General features: G+C 72.0%; 17 protein-coding genes. 14 read left to right on the top strand and 3 right to left on the bottom strand.

Annotated elements, in window-relative coordinates:
• Positions 1-14: 14 nt before the first annotated feature.
• The gene (locus N8I86_RS02650; protein WP_263276975.1) at positions 15-1,631 is read left to right on the top strand and encodes an FAD-binding oxidoreductase; all 1,617 of its coding nucleotides are present in this window, start codon (positions 15-17) and stop codon (positions 1,629-1,631) included.
• Between the two features lie 40 nt (positions 1,632-1,671).
• Here the strand turns inward: N8I86_RS02650 and N8I86_RS02645 are convergent, their stop codons facing one another.
• The gene (locus tag N8I86_RS02645) at positions 1,672-5,424 is read right to left on the bottom strand and encodes a glycoside hydrolase family 78 protein (RefSeq protein ID WP_263276974.1); all 3,753 of its coding nucleotides are present in this window, start codon (positions 5,422-5,424) and stop codon (positions 1,672-1,674) included.
• A gap of 303 nt (positions 5,425-5,727) precedes the next feature.
• Here N8I86_RS02645 and N8I86_RS02640 point away from each other — a divergent pair, with 303 nt between their 5' ends.
• From N8I86_RS02640 to N8I86_RS02620, 5 genes are all read left to right on the top strand, one after another.
• The gene (locus N8I86_RS02640) at positions 5,728-6,531 is read left to right on the top strand and encodes a thioesterase family protein (RefSeq protein WP_241841085.1); all 804 of its coding nucleotides are present in this window, start codon (positions 5,728-5,730) and stop codon (positions 6,529-6,531) included.
• 97 nt (positions 6,532-6,628) lie between these two features.
• On the top strand, positions 6,629-6,871 hold the full coding sequence (locus tag N8I86_RS02635; protein ID WP_185091504.1) for a hypothetical protein: 243 nt from the start codon (positions 6,629-6,631) through the stop codon (positions 6,869-6,871).
• 62 nt (positions 6,872-6,933) lie between these two features.
• Positions 6,934-7,398 carry an ATP-binding protein gene (locus N8I86_RS02630; protein ID WP_260148703.1) on the top strand — a complete coding sequence of 155 codons (465 nt, stop codon included), beginning with the start codon at positions 6,934-6,936 and terminating at the stop codon, positions 7,396-7,398.
• A gap of 99 nt (positions 7,399-7,497) precedes the next feature.
• The gene (locus N8I86_RS02625; RefSeq protein ID WP_263276973.1) at positions 7,498-8,256 is read left to right on the top strand and encodes an IclR family transcriptional regulator; all 759 of its coding nucleotides are present in this window, start codon (positions 7,498-7,500) and stop codon (positions 8,254-8,256) included.
• A gap of 118 nt (positions 8,257-8,374) precedes the next feature.
• Positions 8,375-9,532 carry a PP2C family protein-serine/threonine phosphatase gene (locus N8I86_RS02620; protein WP_263276972.1) on the top strand — a complete coding sequence of 386 codons (1,158 nt, stop codon included), beginning with the start codon at positions 8,375-8,377 and terminating at the stop codon, positions 9,530-9,532.
• Positions 9,533-9,627: 95 nt separating this feature from the next.
• Here the strand turns inward: N8I86_RS02620 and N8I86_RS02615 are convergent, their stop codons facing one another.
• Positions 9,628-10,053 (bottom strand): ATP-binding protein, encoded by a 426-nt coding sequence (locus N8I86_RS02615; RefSeq protein ID WP_073895886.1) that lies wholly within the window; start codon positions 10,051-10,053, stop codon positions 9,628-9,630.
• A gap of 198 nt (positions 10,054-10,251) precedes the next feature.
• On the opposite strand from N8I86_RS02615, the gene N8I86_RS02610 reads away from it, so the two are divergent.
• Together N8I86_RS02610 and glpK are read left to right on the top strand one after the other, a co-directional pair.
• A complete protein-coding gene (locus N8I86_RS02610) occupies positions 10,252-11,019 on the top strand; it encodes an IclR family transcriptional regulator (RefSeq protein ID WP_073895888.1) in 768 nt (255 codons plus the stop codon).
• 43 nt (positions 11,020-11,062) lie between these two features.
• Positions 11,063-12,577, top strand: a complete 1,515-nt coding sequence (gene glpK, locus N8I86_RS02605) for a glycerol kinase GlpK (RefSeq protein ID WP_263276971.1) — start codon at positions 11,063-11,065, stop codon at positions 12,575-12,577.
• Between the two features lie 104 nt (positions 12,578-12,681).
• Here glpK and N8I86_RS02600 read toward each other — a convergent pair whose 3' ends face one another.
• Positions 12,682-13,158, bottom strand: coding sequence for an SRPBCC family protein (locus tag N8I86_RS02600; protein ID WP_073895892.1), 477 nt, complete (start codon positions 13,156-13,158; stop codon positions 12,682-12,684).
• A 173-nt stretch (positions 13,159-13,331) separates the two neighbouring features.
• Between N8I86_RS02600 and N8I86_RS02595 the strand changes: the two genes are divergently transcribed.
• The 6 genes from N8I86_RS02595 to N8I86_RS02570 all read left to right on the top strand — a co-directional run bounded on the left by N8I86_RS02595 (position 13,332) and on the right by N8I86_RS02570 (position 22,389).
• Positions 13,332-14,288, top strand: coding sequence for a DUF4344 domain-containing metallopeptidase (locus tag N8I86_RS02595; RefSeq protein WP_263280048.1), 957 nt, complete (start codon positions 13,332-13,334; stop codon positions 14,286-14,288).
• A 200-nt stretch (positions 14,289-14,488) separates the two neighbouring features.
• A complete protein-coding gene (locus N8I86_RS02590) occupies positions 14,489-15,424 on the top strand; it encodes an ABC transporter ATP-binding protein (RefSeq protein WP_073895893.1) in 936 nt (311 codons plus the stop codon).
• Positions 15,421-16,800, top strand: a complete 1,380-nt coding sequence (locus N8I86_RS02585; RefSeq protein ID WP_263276970.1) for an ABC transporter permease — start codon at positions 15,421-15,423, stop codon at positions 16,798-16,800. The genes N8I86_RS02590 and N8I86_RS02585 overlap by 4 nt, the downstream gene beginning before the upstream one ends.
• Complete coding sequence (locus tag N8I86_RS02580) at positions 16,781-19,540, top strand: alkaline phosphatase family protein (protein ID WP_263276969.1); 2,760 nt, start codon at positions 16,781-16,783, stop codon at positions 19,538-19,540. Before N8I86_RS02585 ends, N8I86_RS02580 begins: the two co-directional genes overlap by 20 nt.
• A 185-nt stretch (positions 19,541-19,725) precedes the next feature.
• On the top strand, positions 19,726-20,397 hold the full coding sequence (lexA, locus tag N8I86_RS02575) for a transcriptional repressor LexA (protein WP_073895895.1): 672 nt from the start codon (positions 19,726-19,728) through the stop codon (positions 20,395-20,397).
• A gap of 378 nt (positions 20,398-20,775) precedes the next feature.
• Entirely contained in the window at positions 20,776-22,389 is a 1,614-nt protein-coding gene (locus N8I86_RS02570; protein ID WP_263276968.1) for a phospholipase D-like domain-containing protein, read from the top strand.
• Positions 22,390-22,572: the final 183 nt, after the last annotated feature.

Below are 22,572 nucleotides of genomic sequence, written 5' to 3'. Positions count from 1 at the left end.
ACGGGAGTGGTGTCATGACGCGGTCGTGGTGGGGCTGGGGCAATGTCGAGGACGCGGTGAAGGGCGCCGAACTCAAGGCGCTGCTCGAACGCGCGCGCATGCTGATGCCCGGGGAACCGACCGATCACGAGCCGCCGGACATCGCCTCGCTCGGCCTGCCCGCGCCCCGGGTGACCGCGCCCGCCTCCCTGGCCGGCCTGTGCTCCGCCGACCCGGCCGACCGGGCGGCGCACGCGCACGGCAAGGCGTTCCGGGACGTGGTGCGCAACCTCCAGGGGGACCTGCGCCATGTGCCGGACCTCGTGGCAAGGCCGCGCGACGAGCGGGACGTCGTCGACCTCCTCGACTGGTGCACGCGCGAGGGCATCGCCGTCATCCCGTTCGGCGGGGGCAGTTCGGTGGTCGGCGGGGTCGAGCCGCGCTTCGACGACCGCCCCGGCACGGTCACCGTGGACCTGGAACGACTGGACCAGGTAATGGAGATCGACCGGACCAGCCGGGCCGCGCGCATCCAGGCAGGCGTGTTCGGCCCGCGCCTCGAGGAGCAGCTGCGCCCCCACGGACTGACCCTGCGTCACTTCCCGCAGTCCTTCGAGTTCTCCACGCTCGGCGGCTGGCTCGCCACGCGCGCCGGCGGCCACTACGCGACGCTGTACACGCACATCGACGACCTCGTCGAGTCGATGCGCGTGGTCACGCCGAACGGGGTCAGCGCGTCGCGGCGGCTGCCCGGCTCCGGCGCGGGACCGTCACCGGACCGCCTCTTCCTCGGCAGCGAGGGCACGCTGGGCATCATCACCGAGGCGTGGATGCGGGTGCAGGAACGTCCCCGCTGGCGGGCCGGGGCGTCGGTCCGGTTCGGCGACTACGCGGCGGCGGTGGCGGCCACCCGGGCGATCGCGCAGAGCGGGCTCAACCCGGCTAACTGCCGCCTCCTCGACGCCGCCGAGGCCCTGCTCAACGCGGGCGCCGACGTCGGTGGAGGGCTGCTCGTCCTCGCCTTCGAGTCGGCGGACCACCCGGTCCACGCCCGGCTGGAGCGGGCCCTTGAACTGTGCCGTGACCACGGCGGAGAGCCGTCGGGCGTCACCTCGGGCGAGGCGCCCGGGCACGCCGGGGGAGAGCCGGACGGCGCCCCCGGCGACGGGTCCGCGGCGGAGAACTGGCGCTCGTCGTTCCTGCGCATGCCCTACCAGCGCGACGCGATGGCCCGTCACGCGGTGATCGCCGAGACGTTCGAGACGGCGTGCACGTGGGACCGGTTCGACGCGCTCCACCGGGCGGTCACCGAGGCGGCCCGGCAGGCGATGTACGAGGTCACCGGCACCGGCGTGGTCACCTGCCGGTTCACCCATGTGTACCCCGACGGGCCGGCGCCGTACTTCGGCGTGTACGCCCCCGGCCGCTGGGGCAGCATGGTGAGCCAGTGGGACCACATCAAGGCGGCGGTGTCCGAGGCGATCGAGACGCACGGCGGCACGATCACCCACCACCACGCGGTCGGCCGCGACCACCGCCCCTGGTACGACCGCCAGCGCCCCGGCCCGTTCGCCGCGGCACTGACGGCCACCAAGACCGCCCTGGACCCGGCCGGCATCCTCAACCCCGGCGTGCTGCTGCCGGCCCCGTGAACCGTGTGCCGGCCACCACGGGCGTGCCGTGCCGGTCCGGTCAGACCGGCGCGGTGAAGGTGTAGCCGCCCGCGGGCACGTGGTAGGTCGCCGAACCCGTCGGGACGGCCTCGGCGGGGGCCGTGACCGACTGCGGGCGGGAGGTGGGGACCGTGACCGTGGCGAAGGTGTTGGCCGGCACCGTCACCCGCAGGGTGAGCCGGGTGCCGGTCACCGACCAGGCGCTCGCCGCGGTGCCGAAGGGCGTGTCGTAGATGGTGTCGGCGGACGTGAGGCCGCCGCCCGGCCGCGGAGCGATACGCAGGGAGGCGTAGCCCGGACTCGCGGGGCCGAGTCCGCCGACGTACCGGTAGAGGAAGTCACCGACCGAGCCCAGGCCGTAGTGGTTGAACGAGTTCATGCCGGGATCGTTGAAGGAGCCGTCGGTACGGATGCCGTCCCAGCGCTCCCAGATCGTGGTGGCACCGTGGTCGATCATGTAGCCCCAGCCGGGGAAACCGCGTTGCAGCAGGATGCGGTACGCCGTGTCGGCGTGCCCGTGGTCGGCCAGCACGGGCAGCAGGTGCTCGACGCCGAGGAAGCCCACGCTCAGATGCCCGTCGTTCGCGGCGACCTTGGCGGCCAGCCTGTCCGCTACCGGCTGGACCAGGGACGCCGGGAGCAGTTCGAAGGCCAGGGCCAGCACGTGGCCGGTCTGGGTGTTGCCGCGCACCGTGCCGTCGCCGGAGACGAAACGGGCGCTGAAGGCGGCGGCCACCTGGTCGGCGAGCCGTCCGTACGACGTGGCCTCGGCCTTGCGGCCGGTGGCGGCGGCCATGCGCGCGACCAGCCGGGCCGAACGGGCGAAGAAGGCGGTGCAGATGAGGTCCTGGGCGGTGTTGTCGTTGACGTTGAGCCAGTCGCCGTAGGTCTGCTGATTGCGTATCAGGTCACTGCCGGAGGTGCCGCGCAGGTAGTCCACCCATTTCGCCATGGCCGGGAAGTGCCGGTCGGCGACGCTGAGGTCGCCGAAGCGCTGCCACAGCGTGTAGGGGATGATCGTGCCCGCGTCGCCCCAGCCGGCGGTGCCCGAGCCGTTGATCACCGCGGGCGCGACGTCGGTGAAGGCGCCGTTGGCCTGCTGGGCGTCGACCAGGTCGTCCGCGAACTTGGCGAGGAAGGTGTGGGTGTCCAGGTTGAACGTGGATGTCGCACAGAACGCGGCGATGTCGCCCGTCCAGCCCAGACGTTCGTCCCGCTGCGGGCAGTCGGTCGGGATGGAGAGCATGTTGCTGCGCTCGCCCCAGACGATGTTGTGCTGGAGCCGGTCGAGCAGGGGTTCGGAGGTCTGGAACGAGCCCGGCTGTGCCGCGTCCGTCCACACCGCGCGACCGGTGACGGTCGACTCGTCGGGTCTGAACCCCTCGGGCAGACCGGTGAGTTCGACGTAGCGGTAGCCGTGGACCGTGAACCGCGGCTCGTACGTCTCCGCGTCCCCCGTGCCGGCGAGGGTGAACCGGTCGGTGGCCTGGGCGGCGCGCAGGTTGGTCGTGTACAGCGTGCCGTCGGGATCGAGCACCTCGCCGTGCCGGACGGTGACCGTCGTACCGGCGGCCCCGCGGACCGAGACGCGGTTCCAGCCCGTGAAGTTCTGTCCCAGGTCGAAGATCCACACCCCCGTCTTCGGCTGGGTGACCGAGACGGGACGGAACTCGTGCTGCACGGTGACCCCGTTGTCCACCTGCGCGACCAGGTGGGGCGCGGTCCCGTCCCGTACGGTCGCGGGGGCCCAGCCGCTGTCGTCGAAGTCGGCCGCGTCCCAGCCGTCGACGTGCAGCCGGGCGTCGTAGGACTCGCCCTGGTACAGGTCGTCCGCGGTGATCGCCCCGGTCGTCGTCCGCCAGTTGCCGTCGGTGGTCACCCACTGGGTGGTGCCGTCGGTGAAGGTGAGGAGCAACTGCGCCGAGTACCAGGGTTGTGTGCCGTACCGCTGGCTGCCGGCGAAGCCCAGGCTGCCGGAGTACCAGCCGTTGCCCAGCCAGGCGCCGAGCGCGTTCCTCCCCTGGCGGATCCGCTCGGTGACGTCGAAGACCCGGTACTGCACGCGCTTGGTGTAGTCGGTCCAGCCGGGGGCGAGCACGTCGTCGCCCACCCTCGCCCCGTTGAGCCGGGTCTCGTGCAACCCCAGCGCGGTCGTCGACAGCCGGGCGGACGCCACCGGTCGGCGTACGGTGAAGGTCCCCCGCAGGAGCGGCGCGGGCCGCACGACGCGTACGTTCGACCCCCACGGCCCACCGCCGTAGGACGCGACCACCCGGACGGCCGGCCAGCTCCGGTCGTCGAATCCCGTGCCCTCCCAGCCGGACGGCGCGTCCTGGTACGACTTCCACGAGCCGTCCGTCACCACGGTGGGACCGCCGGTCACCGTCAGCTTGGCGATCAGACCGGCGGGGGACTGGCTCGAGTTCCGGCTCGCGATCGCGATCGTGTTGGCGCCGCCGACGAGTTGGGCGGTGACATCGACCAGTGCGGCGCTCTTCCACGAGTCCGTCACGCGCGTCGAGGCGCTCACCAGCACTCCGTTGACCCATACGTCCGCCGTGTCGTCGCCGGTCACGATCAGCGTGGCGCCGGCCGGTGGGCCGGTCAGCGTGAAGGTGCGCCGGAAGTACCGGGTCTCGGCGGGGCGGCCCGCCCCGGGATCACCCTCCGGGTACCAGATCCACGCGGCCCCCGACAGGTCCGGTCCCGGCGGCCGGCCGATGAACGCGGCCCGCCACGCGTCGCCGTCCGCCGCCGGCCCGGTCTCGAACCACTGGCGGTCGCTCCAGGCGCTCGCCCGGCCCCGGGTGTCCCACACCCGCACCCGCCAGAAGTAGCGGGTCAGGCCGGCCAGGCGCCCACCCGCGTAGGCGACGTCGACCTGCCGGTCGGAGGCGACACGGCCGCTGTCCCACACGTCGCCCGTGCCGTCGGCCGCGGACGAGACCTGGATCTGGTACGCCGCCTGCCGCTGCTGCGGTGCCGTCGAGTCGAGCTTCCAGCCGAACCGCGGCCGCGCGGCGTCGACCCCGAGGGGACGCGTGCGGTGCTCCACGGTGCGGGCGGCCACGCTCAGCGGTGACGCGCCCGTGAGGTCGGGAGCGGCCACGGCGGAGTCCCAGGGGGCGATGCCGAAGGCGCCCAGGTCCCGGGCGGTGGACCAGCCGTCGTCACCGGAGTCGGGCTGTTCCCACCCCTCGGTCACCGTCCTGGCGGCCGTCCAGCGGGCGTCGGTGACGACGTCGGCCGTGCCGCCGGAGGTCTGGACCCGCACCCGCCCGATGACGCCGGCCGGTCCGCCCTGGTTCCGGCATGCCAGGGCGAGGGTGTTGGTGCCGGACGACACGGCGGGACGCAGGTCCACGTACAGGGAGTTCCGCCAGGAGTCGGCCACTCGGGGGGAGGCGGCCAGCGGCTTTCCGTTGAGCCACACGTCGACCGTGTCGTCCCCCGTGACGACGAGCTGGGCGTCGGTCACCTCGCCCTCGGCGACGGTGAACCGGGTGCGGAAGTAGCGGTGTCCGGCGGGTGCGTCGCTGCGCGGATCCCCTTCCGGGTACCAGATCCAGTGTGCGGGGGACAGGGCGACGGGTTCGGTGTCCGCCGGGCCGGCGGACGCCTGGGCGCGACCGGAGAGCGCGCCGAGGGTGCCGGCGGTGAGGGCACCCACGGCCAGCGCCGAGCCGGTGCCGAGGAAGTGGCGCCGGCTGAGCGGCTGTCGGCCCTTCGGGGCGGGCGAGTCCGGTGCGGGGGGTGTGGGCTGACCGGCCAACGGAGTACTCCTTCACTCGGGCGGGGGCGGAGCGGAGTGGGGCCATGAGGGGTGTTGAAACGTTTCAAAACGGCGAAGCGGTCGCAAACTAGGGGAGTTGTCAGTGGTCCGTCAAGGTGAGCGACCGTAGCTTTCCAGCCGGTTCCGGGCGAGTGCGCGGGGCGGGTGTGGGCGCGGGCGACGGCGGGAGTGCGGTCCGGACGTACCGGTGCGGGTGACCGTGTCGCGATTCCCCTGACTCTGTGAGCAAGCGCTTAGTAACATGGGTGACCGGATGATCCATGCGACGAGGAGGAACCGCCCATGACGCCGGTGCCGGAGGCCGAGGCCTTCTACGTACGGGAAGCCGCCGACCGGTTCTCTCCCACCGTCAGCACGCGGGGTCCCTGGGACGCGAACTCCCAGCACGCGGGCCCCCCGGCCGCCCTGCTCGCCCTGGCGGTCGACGAACGGCCGGGCGCCCGGCCGGACATGCGGATCACCAGGCTCACGTACGAGATCACGCGCCCGGTCCCGATCCGTCCGCTGACCGTGACCACGCGGGTCCTGCGTGCCGGGCGCAGCGTCGAACTCGTCGAGGCCGTGATCGCACCCGACGGCGGCCCGGAGGTGATGCGGGCGACGGCCCTGCTGATGAAGACCGTGCCGGGCTCGGTGCCGGAGGTGTCACCGGGCCGCCGGGTGCCCGGGCCCGAAGCCGCGCCCGCGAAGGCGTTCTTCCCCGTCCCGTGGGACCAGGGCTACCACACGGCCATGGAGGTGCGCTTCGCCGCCGGGTCGTTCCTGGAGGCGGGCCCCGCCACGGCCTGGATGCGCATGCGGGTCCCGTTGGTCGCGGGCGAGGAGATCAAGCCCCTCAGCCGGGTGCTCACCGCCGCCGACTCGGGCAACGGCGTCAGCGCCGCGCTGGACTTCCACCGCTACGTCTTCGTCAACGCCGACCTCACCGTCAGCCTGCACCGCCACCCCGAGGGCGAGTGGGTCTGCCTGGACGCCCGGACGATGGTGGACGGCGCGGGCATCGGCCTCGCCGAATCGGCGCTGCACGACGAGAAGGGCCCACTCGGCCGCGGCACCCAGAGCCTGTACGTGGCCGCCCGCGGTTGAGGCGGCCGACGGACCTGTCCGGCCCGTCCGTAAGGGTGCCGCCCGGGTGGTGGGTTCGACGGGCGGCGGGCCGTGCCGGACGCGTAGGCTCGGGTACGTGGCAGACATCCCCGATGAGCTGATCGCGTTGGAGTGCACCGCCGAGGCGGCGCGCGCTCGTCTGGCGGGCCTGACCGGTGACGAGTACGAGGCGCAGGTGCGTCGCTGGCGCGCCGCGCAGGACGCCGTACAGGCGGCGATCGGCGCGCACGCCGAGGCCACGGGCGCCGGCCGTACGGACGTGGAGCGCGCGGTGCAGCAGGCGGTGCGGTGCGCGCAGGAGGATCCGGCCGTCGAGTAGCCGAGGACGGCGGCGCGGCTCCTCGCCGGGTGGCCGGGGCCGGGAGGGGAAGGCGGGGCGCGGTGGCCGAACTGGTGGTGTTCGTCGGCCTGCAGGCGTCGGGCAAGTCCACCTTCTACGAGCGGTGCCTGCGCGACGGTCACGTGCGCGTCAGCAAGGACGCCTTCCCGCGGTCGGCCCGGCACAAGCAGAAGCGGCAGATGCGGCTCGTGACGGAGGCGCTCGCCGCAGGGCGGTCCGTGGTGGTCGACAACACCAACCCCTCACCGGCGGAGTGGGAGCCGCTGGTGGCCGCGGCGCGCGCCCACGGCGCCTCGGTCGGCGCCTACTGGTTTCCGCCCGATCTCGCGGGCTCGCTGCGCCGCAACGCCGCGCGCACCGGCCGCGCCCGGGTGCCCGACGTCGGCGTCCGCGCCACGCTGCGGCGCCTGCGCCGGCCCACGCCCGCCGACGGCTTCGACACGGTGTACGACGTCCGCTTCGACGGAAGGGGAGGCTTCCAGGTAGGCGTGCCGGAGGAGGCCTGAGGCTCCCGACCGACGGAGGCGCCCCGTACCCGTCGGCGACGCGCCCGAGGCGACCGGCGTGTCTTGCCAGTGCGCGGTGCCCGGCGCAGGCTTGGTGTCATGGGCGGTCAGGACGGCCCCACGCTCATCAGTTCCGTACAGCGGGCCTTTCGTCTGCTGGAAGCGGTGAGCGCGCACGAGAACGGGGCGCCGGCGAAACAGCTGGCGCGCGAGACGGGGCTGCCCCTGGCCACCGCCTACCACCTGCTGCGCACGCTGGTCCACGACGGATATGTGCGCAAGCTCGGCGACGGGGGCTTCGTCCTGGGCGACAAACTGCAGGCCCTGCACGTCGCGGGACGCGATCAGGCGCTGCTCAGCCGCGTCCGCCCCACCCTCGCCGCGTTGCGCGACGAACTGGCGACCGCCACCTACCTCACGTTCTACGAGGAGGGCGAGATCAGGGTCGCCGAGATCGTCGACGGCCCGCGAGCACCCCGCGTCGACCTCTGGGTGGGGTTCGAGGACGCCGGGCACGCCACCGCTCTCGGCAAGTCCGTGCTCCGCGAGCTGGACGAGCAGTCCCGCCGGGACTATCTGTCCAGGCACCACCTCTCCGACCTCACCCCGCGGACGATCACCAGCCTCCCGGAACTGCTCCGCAGGATCGAGGAGTCCCCCCTGGCCCCGGCCGTCACCGACCTGGAGGAGTACGCCCTCGGCACGGTGTGCGTCGCCGTACCCGTGTACTGCGGGGACACGCTCGGTTCGCTCGGCGTCTCGCTGCCCGTGGAGCAGCACTCGCGCCTGCCGGAGATCCGCTCCCGTCTGCTCCCCACCGCGGACCGCGTCACCCGGAGCCTCTCGCTCACTATCTGAAATCCCGCTCCTTGTGAGCACCTCACCCGAACCCGTTTGCTTGAGTACACGGACATTTCGGGAACACCTCTCGCACCCCGGGAGGTGTCCGTCGTACAGGTGAGGATCGCGCGGACCCATGAGCCACACCCGAGACCATGGTCACGGCCACCGCCCCGGGTGGCCGTTCGGCAACCAGGTGGGCAGGTCGGGTTCCTGGCTGCGCGGGCGGGCCGCCCCGCAGCTCGCCGCCGGCCTGCCGGTGCTGCCGGTGCTGGTCGTGGTCGGCATCGTCATCGTGGACGCCGTCGGCGGCGCCGGGATGATCTGCCTTCCGGTCCTGGTCGTCGGGCCCGCGCTGGCCGCCGCCACGAACGGACCGCGCGGTGTCCTCCTCGTCGGCCTGCTCGCCGCCGCGCTGGGCGCCGCGCTCGGCAGTGACGGCCTTCCCGGCCGCGAACTGTCGGCCCTGCTCGCGGCCCTGCTGGCCGTCACCCTGGCCAGCTGCCTGGCCAGCGCGCTGCGGCGGCGCCGGGAACGTGTGCTGGCCGCCGTCCGCTCGGTCGCGGAGGCCGCCCAGCAGGCCCTGCTGGCGCCCGTCCCGGAGACCGTCGGCCCGTTCCGGGTGGCGGTCCGCTACAGCGCCGCGGCGGCGGAGGCCCGCATCGGCGGTGATCTCTACGCCCTGGTGCCCACGCCGTACGGGGTCCGGCTGATCGTCGGCGACGTGCGGGGCAAGGGACTGCCTGCGGTGGGCACCGCGGCGCTCGTGCTCGGTGTCTTCCGTGAAGCCGCCTACGACGAACCCGACTTGCTCGCCGTCGTCGGCAGGATCGAGCGGAGCCTCGCGCGCAACCTCGGCACCGACGACTTCGTCACCGCGGTGGTCGCCGGGTATCAACGCCCCGGGGAGCTGGAAGTGGTCAACTGCGGACACGGGCCCCCGCTGCGGATATCCCCCTCCGGCGAGGTCGACGCGGTGCACCCCTCGCATCCCGCTCCGCCCCTCGGACTGCGCGCCCTGTCCGGTGAGGCACCGCGCCTCCAGCGCCTGTCCCTGGCCGACGGGGACCAGTTGCTGCTCTACACCGACGGGGTCACCGAGGCCCGCGACCACTCCCGCGAGTTCTATCCGCTCGCCGAAGGCCTGGCCCGGCACGCCTCCGACGATCCGGCGCGCACCCTCACCGGGCTGCACAGCGAGCTGCTGGCGCACGTGGGCGGCCGCCTCCACGACGACGCGGCTCTGCTTCTGCTGCGCAAGGAGCCCGTGCGGGAACCGGCACCCTGCTCGTGACCGGCCGGTAGAGCCACGCCGAGGCCGGGCCGCCGGCATGGAGAAGCCGGCCGGGCCCTGGGGATCGTAGGGCCCGGCCGGCTGGTTTTGGGGGGTCAGTGCGTGACGAGGTCCGCCCATCGGCTGAAGCCTCCCGCGTGGGCGCGTATCCCGTGCCGCGCGGCGAGTGCGTGCACGATCTCCTCGCCGCGCCCGTGCTCGTCCGGGTCGAGGCCCAGTACGGGCTGGCCCGCCGGGAGCGCGGGCCCCGCGTCGGTGACCTCGACGCGCAGTGTGCCGGCACCGTCGAGCCGCACCCACGACAGCCGCAGCACGGCCGGGGGCACGGCGTGGATCAGCGCGTTGGTGACCAGTTCCGACACCACGAGGAGCGAGTCCTCGACGATCTCGGGGGACACGTTCCATTCGGCGAGGACCGCGCCCACGCGTCGGCGAACGGCCGAGACGGCCCCGGCGACGTGCGGCAGCGGACAGACATGCTCGCATGCCTCCCGAACCAGCGTATCCAGCTGTATCGCCATCTTGTCTCCTGGATGATCACCGCCCCCGTGAGGGGGCGCCGGGCCGATGCGGATTACCGGCCTGTATGCACGCTAGGAAGCGGGACGGGGACGGTCAATGAACGATGGTCGGCATTACCGAACACCGCATTTCGGGAGTAGGGGATCCGCCGTCATCCACGACCGGCGAACCCTTCTCGGCAGTAATAGGCTCGCTACATGGCCGGACCGGTCCAGTCGATCGAACGGGCGGCGGCGATCCTGCGGCTGCTCGCCGGGGGACCGCGCCGCCTGGGGCTCGGCGAGGTCGCGACGTCGCTCGGCCTGGCGAAGGGCACGGCCTACGGCATTCTGCGCACCCTGCAGCACGTGGACTTCGTCGAGCGGGACGCGGCCACCGGGAAGTACCAGCTCGGAGCCGCCCTCCTGCACCTCGGCACCAGCTACCTGGACGTCAACGAGCTCAGGTCCCGCTCGATCAACTGGGCCGACGCCCTGGCCGCCCGCAGCGGGGAGGCCGTACGCCTCGGCACCCCGCTGGAGGGCGAGGTCCTCGTCATCCACCACGTCTTCCGCCCGGACGACACCCTCCAGACCCTGGACGTGGGCTCACTGCTGCCGTTGCACGCCTCGTCGCTCGGCAAGGTACTGCTGGCCTACGGGACGACGTCCCTGGAGCCGGCCAAGGAAGTGGAGCTGGAGGCCTACACGCGGCACACCCTGGTCCTGCCGGAGCAGCTCGGCCGGGCCCTGACGGAGGTCCGGGAAGTCGGCTGGGCCGCCGAGATCCAGGAAATGAGCATGGGGGAGGCGGGGCTCGCCGCGCCGATCCGCGGACACGGCGGCCTCGTCGTCGGTGCCATCGGCCTGTCCGGCCCGGTGGAGCGGATCTGCGACAGCCAGGGTCACCCCCGGTCGAGCCTGATCACCCTGCTCCGTGAGGCCGCGCGGGCGATCTCCAGAGAGCTGGGCGCCGCCCGCTGGTAGGCCCGGCCCCGCTCGTCCCCGACCGCCGGGAGGCAGACCGATCATGGTGGAACGGTACGTAATGTCCATCGACCAGGGCACCAATTCCACCCGATGCATTCTCTTCGACCAGCGCGGGCGGCTGGTGTCGGTCGCCCAGCACGAGCACCAGCAGCACTTCCCCCGGCCGGGCTGGGTCGAGCACGACGCCGTCGAGATCTGGCACAACCTGCGGCGCGTGGTCCCCGAAGCGCTGTCCGTCGCCGGTGTCGAAGCGGACCGCATCGCCGCCGTCGGACTCGCCAACCAGCGGGAGACCGCCGTGGTCTGGGACCGGCGGACGGGCGTCCCCGTCGGCAGGGCGATCGTCTGGCAGGACACCCGCACCGCGTCCCTGGTGGACGAGCTCCGTCGGGACCCAGGCGACGAGTACTTCATGGAACGGTGCAGCCTGGTGCCGTCCACCTACTTCTCGGCGCTGCGGCTCCGCTGGCTGTTCGACAACGTCAAAGGCCTGCTGGAGCGCGCACGGGACGGCGAGGTGCTGTTCGGGACGATGGAGAGCTGGCTGATCTGGAACCTCACCGGAGGTCCCGACGGCGGACTGCACATCACCGACGCCACCAACGCCAGTCGCACCATGCTGATGAACATCCGCACCCTCAGCTGGGACGACGAGCTGCTGGCGCTCTTCGACGTGCCCCGTCCGATGCTGCCCGAGATCAGACCGTCGGCCGAGACATACGGCGAGGCCCGCTCGCTGCTCCCGGGGGTCCTCATCACCGCGGCCCTCGGCGACCAGCAGGCCGCCCTCTTCGGCCAGACCTGCTTCTCCCCGGGCGAGGCCAAGTGCACGTACGGAACGGGCAGCTTCCTGCTGCTCAACACCGGCACGGAACTCATCCGGTCCCGGCACGGACTCCTCACGACCGTCGCGTACAAGATCGGGGACCGGGAGCCGGTGTACGCCCTGGAGGGATCGATCGCCGTGACCGGCTCCCTCGTCCAGTGGTTCCGCGACCGCCTCGGCCTGATCAGCAGCGCGCCCGAGATCGAGACCCTCGCGCGGACCGTCGAGGACAACGGCGGCTGCTACATCGTGCCCGCCTTCTCCGGCCTGTTCGCCCCCCGCTGGCGCAGCGACGCGCGAGGCGTCATCGTCGGCCTGACCTCGTACATCACCAAGGGCCATCTGGCCCGGGCCGTCCTGGAGGCCACCGGCTGGCAGACCCGCGAGGTCGTGGACGCCATGAACGCCGACTCCTCGGTCGCGCTGAAGCAGCTCAAGGTCGACGGCGGGATGACGGCGGACAACCTGCTCATGCAGTTCGTCGCCGACGTGCTCGACGTCCCCGTGGTCCGCCCGATGGTCGCCGAGACGGTCTCCCTCGGCGCCGCCTACGCGGCGGGACTCGCCGCCGGCTACTGGCCCGACCTGGAGGTGCTGCGCCGCAACTGGCACCGGGCCGCGCAATGGCTGCCCGCGATGGACCCCGGCCGGCGGGAGTACGAGTACGAGAACTGGCGGCGCGCCGTGGAACGGTCCCTGGACTGGGTGAGACAGCCACGAACGCCGTGATCATCTCCCACGGCCGGGCCCTCGGTCACCCGCCTGTGGACGTACGACCGCCCCGGCGGCCGCCTGGACCGCCGGGGCGCCCGTGCCCGTGAAGCCCGGAGCGGTCAGCGGGAAGAACCCGCGTCTCCGGGCTGGATGCGGCCACGCCAGGCACCGGACTCGGCCTCGCGCTCCTCGATGTACCGCTTGAACCGCTTCATGTCTCCCTTGACGCGCCGGTCGATCGTGCCGAGCATGTCCGCGGCCTTCTCCGCCGCCCCGCCGGGCTGCACCTCCATCACCAGCTCCACCCTGGTGTGGTTGTCGTCCAGCCGCTCGAAGTGGACCATGCCCCGCTGGCTGGTGTCCCCGGTGGTGGTGCGCCAGGTGATGCGCTCGTCGGGAAGCTGATCGACGATCTCGGTGTCGAACTCCCGCCGTATCCCGCCGATCTTCGTGGTCCAGTGATTGTGCCGGTCGTCGAGCTGCCTTACCTCCTCGACGCCCTCCATGAACTGCGGGAACTGCTCGAACTGCGTCCACTGGTTGTAGGCCGTGTGGACAGGGACGTCGACGTCCACCGCTTCTTTGACCGTGCTCATCTGTGTGCCTCCGTTGTCGCCGGGCGGCTGTGGAAGGCCCGTCGGCCCCGACGGACCCGCGCGACGGGTACCCCATGGGCCGAGGGTGACGACCCCGCCCCGGGATCCGTTCTCGTCACTCGTGCCGTTCCGGCGAAAGCGCCTAAACTGGATCATTACGGAGGTTGATCAGGGTGTGGTGCAGCGGTGGGCGGTCGGCCGCGGCCAACGCCGTCCTGGCCGGGTCGGTGCTCGTCTCAGGCCTCGCGGTCGCCCCGGCCGACGCCGGCGACGGCCGGGGCGACGCGAACGGCAGGGTCTCGGTCGTCTACGAGAACGACACGTTCGGGCCGAGGGACCGGCATGCCGTGGCGGTGCTCAAGGACGCCCGCGCGATCGAGAGGATCACCGAGTGGGTGAACGAACGGGTCGCGCTGCCGCACGACCTGACCGTGAAGGTCACCGGCAAGGTCCCTCCGGGAGTCACGGACGCGGTCACCCAGCCCGACGGCAGGACGATCTACGTGCCCCCGGCGTTCCTGACCCGGATCGAAGGCGTGCTCGGGCGGGTGGTCAAGACCGTCAAGCGTCCCGCGATCCTTCCGGCGGACCGGTACAACACCGGCGACCTGGCCGCGTTGTCGGTGCAGTTCGTCCTCGGCCACGAGCTGGGGCACGCCCTCCAGCGCCAGCTCCAACTGGCGAACCTCGGCCTCGAAGAGGACGCCGCGGACGGGTTCGCCTCCTTCTCCACCGTCAACGGCTCCGGAGCCGGCCCGTCGCTGGCGGCCGCCCTCCTCTTCGACCAACTCGCCCGTGACGAGGGCGAGCTGACACTGGAAGGGCTCTCCAGCGATCACCCCGTCACCCAGCAGCGGGTCTTCACCTTCCTCTGCCACCTGGCGGGAAGCGACCCGCGGAAGTACGACGGCCCTCTCGTCGGCGCGGGCTACCTGCCGAAGACCCGTGCCCTGCTGTGCCCGCAGGCGTGGGCGATGCTGGACTACGGCTGGTGGACCCAGCTGCAGCCGCACTTCCCCCGGGCGTTCGAGGCACAGGGGGACAGGGCGCGGGCGAAGGCGCACGCACGCCTGGTCGCGGAGACGAAGGCCCTCGCGGACAAGCTGGACGAGATCCGCAGCGGGCAGTGAGCCCGACTGGCCGATAGGGTACGGCACTTCCTACGAACCGGGTGTGTTGCGGGTTTGCCCGTGTGCGATGTGAAAACAGCCAATCGTGCGGGCGGCTTGCCGACGCCTTGACGATCCGTTCTCCGAGCGTTCAACTGGCTGTCCGTGTACGCGTTGTGTGTGCTCCCTAAGGTCCCTGAGCGTTGCGGAAGAAGGGACTCATGGACGCACCCCTAGCAGTCCGGGCGCGCGGGATCACCAAGTGCTTCGGCGAAGTCGTGGCACTCGACGGCATCGATCTGGAGGTCGGGCAGGGCCGGATCCACGGTCTCGCCGGGCCCAACGGCGCCGGCAAGACGACCCTGTTGGGCCTCCTGCTGGGTCTGGCCGTCGCCGACAGCGGCCGTCTCGACATCCTCGGCACACCGGTCGGCCGGGCGCTTTCGGCCCCGGAGGGTGTCGCCGGCTTCGTGGACGGGCCCGGCCTCTACCCTTCGCTCACCGCCAGGCAGAACCTCGTCGCGCTGGCCGCCCTGCACGGCCGTGACACGCGGACGGGCATCGACGCCGCGCTCGAACAGGTCGGCCTCACCGACGTCGCCGACGACCGCGCCCGTGGCTTCTCGCTCGGCATGCGCCAGCGGCTCGGCCTGGCCGCCGCCCTGCTCACCAGACCCCGGCTGCTCGTGCTCGACGAACCCTCCAACGGCCTCGACCCGGCCGGCAAGAAGCATGTGCACGGTGTCCTCAGCCGGCTCGCCGAAACCGGAACCGCCGTCGTGCTGTCGAGCCACCGCATGGACGACCTCGAGGCGCTGTGCTCGGACGTCACCATCCTCGCCACCGGCCGGGTCGTCTTCTCGGGTCCGCTGGGCAAGCTGGCCGCCGAGAACGGTGAACTCGCCTACCGGATCCGCACATCCGACCCGCTGACCGCACGCCGCCTGGCCGCCGACGCGCCGGGCGTCGTCGTCGACGGGACCGGGACCCGGCCCGGCGACGAGGCACTCGTCGTCCGCGCGCTGGTGCCCGCCCTCGACGAACTGGTGGCCCGGCTCGTGCGGGCGTCGGTCGCCGTGCGCGAGCTCGCCCCCGTGGTGTCGCCGCTGGAAGCCGCGTTCCTCACCCTCACCGAGCAGCAGGAGGCCGACCGATGAGCGCGACCGCCGTGGCGGACGACGTCGCCCCCGTCCGCCGCGTCCCGGTGTCCCGCGGATACCGCTTCGAACTGACCAAACTGGTCGCCCAATGGCGGATCCGCCTGCTGGTCCTCTCCTGCTGGATCGCACCGGCGCTCTTCGTCGCCGGAGTGAGCCAACAGGGCACCCTCCCCTCCGACACCCTCTTCGGCCGCTGGATGCACGCCACGGGATGGGCCGGACCGCTGGTGGTGCTCGGCTTCGCGGGCACCTGGGCGCTCCCGCTGCTGACTTCGGTGGTCGCCGGCGACGTCTTCGCCGCCGAGGACCGGCTCGGCACCTGGCGCCATCTCCTCGTCGCGGTCCGCTCGCCGCGGCGGATCTTCGTGGCGAAGGCACTCGCCAGCCTCACCGTCATCCTGCTTCTCGTGACCGGGCTGGCGTGTTCCAGCGTGGTCGGCGGGCTCGCCGCGGTCGGCAACCAGCCCCTGGTCGGTCTCGACGGCCACCTGCTGGCACCGGGGGAGGCCGCGGGGAAGGTGCTCCTCGCCTGGGTCTGCGTGATCGCCCCCACCCTGGCCCTCGCCGCGATCGGTCTGCTCGGGTCGGTCACGCTGGGGCGGTCCCCGATGGGCCTGCTGGTGCCCGCGCTCGTCGCGTTCGTCATGCAGCTCGCCCAGATGCTGCCGCTGCCCGTCGTCGTGCGGCTCGCACTGCCCAGTTACGCCTTCGTCGCCTGGAACGGGCTGTTCACCGACCCGGCACAGCTCGGTCCGCTGCTGATCGGGGTCGCGGTCAGTCTGGTCTGGGCCGTGCTCGCGACCGCGCTGGCCCATGTGCTCTTCCTGCGGCGGGACTTCACCAACCCGCTCTACGACGGCTCCGGGCGCCGTGCGGTCACGGCGGGCGTCCTGCCCCTCGCCGGGCTGACCGCCGTGACGGTCGCGGTCGTCTCCGTGACGACCGGGGCGGAGGGGTCCGGCATCGAGCAGGACAAGGTGCAGCGCTCGGTCGCCACGGCGTTCGCGCACCTCTACCGCCTGCAGACCGACGAACTCAACCGGCCCGCCGTCCGCGAAGCGCAGCTGAGGGCCACGGCCACGTGCGACAAGGGCAGCGTCAAGGTCGCCGCCGAGGGGCCCGGCAACGACTGGCGGTGCGTCGTCTCCTGGCACCTCCCCGGTGTCGAGGCCGTGGGGTCGGCCATCTACCAGCTCGACGTCACCCCGGACGGTCGTTTCATGGCCGACGGCGACGGACCGAAGGAAGTGAACGGCTACTTCCTGGTCCGCACCCCGACCGGGGACGCACCCAACCCGCTGTGGCAGTTCGACGGCAACGTCGAGCTGCTCCCCACGTCGAAGGGACAACTCCATGCAGGTAACACGCCGTAGGCGGCGTGGCGGGAAGGACGACCTGCCCGGCCTTCTCGGTAGACGCATCGGTCGCCGGATACCTCTGGTGACTGCGGGCACCACCGCTCTCGCCCTCGTGGCGGCCGGTGTCGCCTTCGCCCAGACCCACCAGTTCGGCACCGACCAGGTCGGCCAGACGACCGACCGCGGTCAGGTCGTCTCCAGCGACCAGTACATCGCCCCCTACGGCGACCGCCTCGTCATCGACAACGGCAAGATCATGTCGTCCTCGGTCAGCCCGGACGGCAGCCATCTCGCGGCATCGGTCACCGACGGCGGCAGCGCGCTCGCCGTCGTCGACCTGAAGGACTGGAAGGTGCAGCAGCTCGTCGGCACCTCCGCGGCGTCGACCCCGCGGCTGAGCAGCAACTCCGTCGGCCAGGAAGGCCCCACCTACTCGCCCGACGGCTCGCAGCTGTGGCTCGGCCAGACCGACGGCTACACCAGGTTCACCGTGAACCCGGACGGCAGCGTCACCGACCCCAAGCCCGTGCGCATCCCGGCGGACGGCGCCAAGCACGCGCTGGTCGGCGAGGCCGTGTTCTCGCCCGACGGGTCCACCGTGTACTCCGCGGTCAACGGCCAGAACCGGGTGGTCGCCATCGACGCGGCCACCGGCGCCGTCGAGCAGACCTGGGCCGTGGGCAACGCCCCGCGCGACATGGCCCTCGTCGGTTCCAAGCTGTACGTCGGCAACGAGGGCGGCCGCCCGGCGAGGCCCGGCGACACCACCATCAACTCGTACGGCACCCAGGTGCCCGCCGACCCGAAGACCGCCGCCACCACCACCGGCACGGTCAGTGTCATCGACGTGACGAACCCGTCGGCCTCCGTCGCGAGCATCGACGTGGGACTGCACCCGACCGCCCTGTACGCGAAGAAGGGCGCGCTGTTCGTCACGAACACCGCCACCAACGACGTGTCGGTCGTCGACACCGCCACCGACAAGGTCGTCCAGACCATCGCCACCCAGCCGTGGCCCGAGGCCTCGGTGGGCTACGAGCCCGACGGGGTCACCCTCACCGACGACGGGCATCTGCTGGTGACGCTCGGCCGCGCCAACGCGGTCGCCGTCTACCGCTACAAGTCGCCCCAGGAGCCCGTGAGTTACCTCGGGCTGTTGCCGACGGACTACTTCCCCGCGGAGATCGCCACCGTCGGCGACCAGGTGGTGGTCTCCAACACCCGCGGTGTCGACGCCCGCCGCCCGACCACCAGCGGGGGGCACGGCACGCACGACACGACGTCGAGCGTGCAGCGGTTCACGCTGCCGGGCGACAGCGTCATCCGGTCCCGGACGGCCAAGGTGTTCCAGCAGAACGGCTGGACGCCGGGTTCCGTCACATTCACCAAGGGCCACGGCAAGGCCCGGCCGGTGCCGGTCCCGACGCGGCTCGGCGAGCCCTCGACGATCAAGCACGTCTTCCTGCTGGTCAAGGAGAACCGGACCTACGACCAGGTCTTCGGGGACGTCCCGGAGGGCAACGGCGACCCGTCGCTGGCCCAGTTCGGTGAGAACGTCACGCCCAACCAGCACGCCCTGGCCGAGCAGTTCGGCCTGTACGACAACACCTACGACATCGGCACGAACTCGGCCGAGGGCCACAACTGGCTGATGCAGGCGGACGACCCCGAGTACACCGAGTCCTCCGCCGGTGAGTACGCGCGCAGCTACGACACCGAGGACGACGCCCTCGGTCACCAGCGGACCGGGTTCATCTGGACCGGTGCGCAGGCGGCCGGCAAGTCCGTCCGGGACTTCGGTGAGTTCCAGCAGTTCCTGACCAAGCCGTCGGGCGCGAGCTGGCAGAACCTGTACTGCGACTCGAAGAACATGGCGGCCACCGGGCAGGACACCGCCTACCCGCTGAACTCCTCCTCGCCGATCCCGTCCCTCAACGACGTCTCCGTGCACGGCTTCCCGAAGTTCGACACCAGCGTCCCGGACGTCTACCGGACCGAGATCTGGAAGCGCGACTTCGAGCGGAACGGGCCCGCGAACCTCAACATGTTCTGGCTCTCCAGCGACCACACCGGCGGCCCCGCGGGCGCGGCCGCCCAGGTCGCGGACAACGACCTGGCGGTCGGCCGGATCGTGGACGAGATCACGCACAGTCCGTACTGGAAGGACTCCGCGATCTTCGTCGTGGAGGACGACTCCCAGGCCGGCCTCGACCACGTCGACGGCCACCGCGCCCCGATCCAGATCATCAGCCCCTGGGCCCGGCACGGCGGTGTCGACAGCCGCTACTACACGCAGATCACCATGATCCGGACCATCGAGCAGATCCTCGGGATCCACCCGATGAACCAGAAGGACAGCGCGGCCAGCCCGATGCGCGGCGCGTTCACCCGGCACCCGGACTACACGCCGTTCGACGCGCTGCCCAACCGGACCTCGCTGACCGACGGCCTCAAGACCCCGCCGTCCTGCGGCCTGGACACCCCGGCACCGCAGGACCCGCACGCGGCGGCCGTACCGTCGGCCGAGGTGCCGGCGGACAAGCAGGCGCTCGCGGCCAAGTGGGACAGGTGGAAGTCGAAGCAGCGGCTGACCGGGCCCCACGCGGTGCCCGACTTCGCGAACCCGGCGCAGATGAACCACCTCACCTGGTACGAGACACACGAGTGGAAGAAGCCGTACCCCGGCGAGCACAGGATCTACGCGCCGGACGACGTGCCGGGCGCCTACATCCCCTCGGCGGAGTCCGACGGCTGACCCACCCCGACCGCCCCGGGGCCCCTGTCCGCCGGCACGGCCGGGCAGGGGCCCCGCCGGTTCCGCTGCCGTCCCGGCGGCTCCGGCGCACCCCTCCGACGCCACCTGGCCGAAAGAGTGTTCCCTTTGGCGGGGTGTGCCAGGTAGGGTCGTGCTCTGAGCGATCTTGTACGGAGGTGCCCCGGATGCACGACAACACACGCACTCGCCGGGGCAGGCCACCTGGGAGCCGCGCGCCGGAGGGTGAACTCACCGTCCGCCAGCAGGAGATCGTCCGGTTCATCGCCGGTGCCGTCCGCAGTCAGGGCTACCCGCCGTCCATGCGGGAGATCGGTGAGGCCGTACATCTCGCCAGCACCTCCTCGGTCGCCCATCAGCTGATGGCCCTGGAACGCAAGGGCGTCCTGTACCGCGACCCGCACCGGCCCCGCGCCTACCGCGTCCGGCCCTCCTGGGCTCCCGATCTCGACAGCAGGGGGCAGACGCCGGTCGACGTACCGCTCGTCGGCCGTATCGCCGCCGGTGCGCCCCTGCTCGCCGAGGAGATGGTGGAGGACGTCTACAGCATGCCCCGCCAGGTGGTGGGCGAGGGCGAGCTGTTCGCCCTGACGGTCTCCGGTGACTCGATGATCGAGGCCGCGATCTGCGACGGCGACATCGTCACCGTGCGACGGCAGGACAGCGCGGATCACGGGGACATCGTCGCCGCACTCCTGGACGACGAGGCCACGGTGAAGCAGTTGCGGCGCCGGGACGGCCGGGTGTGGCTCATGCCGCGCAATCCGGCGTACGAGCCGATCCCCGGCGACCAGGCTCAGATCCTCGGCAAGGTCGTGGGCGTCCTGCGCGTGCTCTGAGGCCGGCTCCCGGGTCCGGACGGGACCCGGGGCGGCCGACCGCTGTCAGCCCCGGTCACGGTGAGGCGGGCGGCGAGGTCCCGGCCCGCGTCCTTGCAGGCGGGCGGGAAGGTGAGTTTCCGACCCCGCTCCTGCCCGTGCACGCTGAGCACGGTCCGCAGTCCGAGGCCCAGTAGCGCCTTCCTCGTTTCACGGAGACCGGGCCGACCTTGGCGAGGGAGTGGCCTCGACCCGCTCGCCCTCGGCGAGCACCTTGAAACCGGGGGGAGAGCGGCCGTGACGGGCTCGTCGGATGACGGTTCGACAGCCCACCGCCGACCGGGAGACGTTGCCGGGTCCACGGCCGAGGGAGCCCGTACTCCCTGGTAACTTCTGGGCATGATCATTTCGCTCCGCTTAACCCGCCCCGCCTGCGCCGCGGTGACCTCCGCCCTCGCCCTGGCCGTGCTGCCCGCCGCGCCCGCCACCGCCGCCGGCCCGGCGACTCCGCATCTCGACGCGGTGGAACGCACACTGCGGGACGTCTCACCCGGTCTCGAAGGGGACGTGTGGGAGCGGACGAGCGGCAACCGGCTCGACGCCCCGGACGACGACCGGACCGGCTGGCTGCTGCAGACTCCCGGCTGCTGGGGCGACGCCGCCTGCGAGCACCGCACCGGCACCGAGCGCCTGCTGGCCAGGATGACCTCGAACATCGCGCGGGCCACGCGAACCGTCGACATTTCCACCCTCGCGCCCTTCCCGGACGGCGCGTTCCAGGACGCCGTCGTCGCGGGCCTGAAGTCCGCCGTGGCCTCCGGCCACCACCTCAAGGTCCGGGTCCTGGTCGGCGCCGCGCCGCTCTACCACATGAACGTGCTGCCCTCGAAGTACCGGGACGACCTGCGCGGCAAGCTCGGCCCGGCCGCCGACGCCGTCACGCTCAACGTCGCGTCGATGACCACGTCCAAGACGGCACTCTCGTGGAACCACTCCAAACTCCTGGTCGTTGACGGCGGTTCGGTCGTCACCGGCGGCATCAACGACTGGAAGGGCGACTACCTCGACACCGGCCACCCGGTCACCGACGTCGACCTCGCCCTGACCGGCCCCGGCGCCGGTACGGCCGGCCGCTACCTGGACCGGCTGTGGAAGTGGACCTGCGAGAACAAGGGCAACGTCACCGCCGTCTGGTACGCCGCCTCCGCCGACGCGGACTGCATGGCCGGCCTGGAGCGGGACACCAACCCCCGTGCCGTCGGCCCCACGGGTGACGTACCGGTGATCGCCGTGGGCGGTCTCGGCGTCGGCATCCAGGACGCCGACCCCACGTCCACCTGGCGTCCGGCTCTGCCGGGCGGCGCAGGCACCCGCTGCGGGATAGGTCTGCACGACAACACCAACGCCGACCGCGACTACGACACGGTCAACCCCGAGGAGGGCGCGCCGCGTTCGCTGATCTCCAGCGCGAGCGACCACATAGAGATCTCGCAGCAGGACCTCAACGCGACCTGCCCTCCGCTGCCCCGCTACGACACCCGTGTCTACGACGCCCTCGCCGCGAAGCTCGCGGCGGGTGTCAAGGTGCGCATCGTCGTCAGCGACCCCGCGAACCGCGGCGCCGTGGGAAGCGGCGGCTATTCGCAGATCAAGTCCCTGTCCGAGATCAGCGACGTGCTGCGCGACCGGCTCGCCCGGGTCACCGGCGACGGCCGAAGCGCCACCGCGGCCCTCTGCTCGAACCTCCAGCTCGCCTCCTTCCGCGGCTCGGCGAGCGCGAAGTGGGCGGACGGCCACCCGTACGCCCAGCACCACAAACTGGTCTCGGTCGACGGCTCCGCGTTCTACATCGGTTCGAAGAACGTCTACCCGGCGTGGCTCCAGGACTTCGGCTACATCGTGGAGAAGCCCGACGCCGCCCGGCAGCTCGACACCGAACTGCTGAGCCCGCAGTGGTCCTACTCCAAGGAGACCGCCACCGTCGACTACGAACGGGGTCTGTGCGACATCTGACCCGCCCGGCCGGGCGGCCCGCCGAGCAGAACGGGTGAGGTGGGGCACGGCGGCAACGAGGGATGGGCCCTGCGGCCCCGGGGGGGGCGGCTCCGGACGCGCGCGATCCGGCCCCGGGAGGTAGTTGAACGTGTTCAAAATTCCTGTCACCATACGGCCTGTCGGCCGGACACTGGCGAGAGG

This window comes from Streptomyces albidicamelliae (genome assembly GCF_025642175.1).
Lineage (GTDB): Bacteria > Actinomycetota > Actinomycetes > Streptomycetales > Streptomycetaceae > Streptomyces > Streptomyces albidocamelliae.
Note: the sequence above shows the minus strand (reverse complement) of the source record. Positions and strands in the feature narration are given on the sequence as shown.

Bases quoted from the DNA above. Each gene is read 5' to 3' on its own strand.
- N8I86_RS02650 (WP_263276975.1), top strand. From the start codon at position 15: ATGACGCGGTCGTGGTGGGGCTGGGGCAATGTCGAGGACGCGGTGAAG.
- glpK (WP_263276971.1), top strand. From the start codon at position 11,063: ATGGTGGAACGGTACGTAATGTCCATCGACCAGGGCACCAATTCCACC.
- N8I86_RS02600 (WP_073895892.1), bottom strand. From the start codon at position 13,158: ATGAGCACGGTCAAAGAAGCGGTGGACGTCGACGTCCCTGTCCACACG.
- N8I86_RS02625 (WP_263276973.1), top strand. From the start codon at position 7,498: ATGGGCGGTCAGGACGGCCCCACGCTCATCAGTTCCGTACAGCGGGCC.
- N8I86_RS02610 (WP_073895888.1), top strand. From the start codon at position 10,252: ATGGCCGGACCGGTCCAGTCGATCGAACGGGCGGCGGCGATCCTGCGG.
- N8I86_RS02615 (WP_073895886.1), bottom strand. From the start codon at position 10,053: ATGGCGATACAGCTGGATACGCTGGTTCGGGAGGCATGCGAGCATGTC.
- N8I86_RS02580 (WP_263276969.1), top strand. From the start codon at position 16,781: ATGCAGGTAACACGCCGTAGGCGGCGTGGCGGGAAGGACGACCTGCCC.
- lexA (WP_073895895.1), top strand. From the start codon at position 19,726: ATGCACGACAACACACGCACTCGCCGGGGCAGGCCACCTGGGAGCCGC.
- N8I86_RS02585 (WP_263276970.1), top strand. From the start codon at position 15,421: ATGAGCGCGACCGCCGTGGCGGACGACGTCGCCCCCGTCCGCCGCGTC.
- N8I86_RS02590 (WP_073895893.1), top strand. From the start codon at position 14,489: ATGGACGCACCCCTAGCAGTCCGGGCGCGCGGGATCACCAAGTGCTTC.
- N8I86_RS02620 (WP_263276972.1), top strand. From the start codon at position 8,375: ATGAGCCACACCCGAGACCATGGTCACGGCCACCGCCCCGGGTGGCCG.
- N8I86_RS02570 (WP_263276968.1), top strand. From the start codon at position 20,776: ATGATCATTTCGCTCCGCTTAACCCGCCCCGCCTGCGCCGCGGTGACC.
- N8I86_RS02640 (WP_241841085.1), top strand. From the start codon at position 5,728: ATGACGCCGGTGCCGGAGGCCGAGGCCTTCTACGTACGGGAAGCCGCC.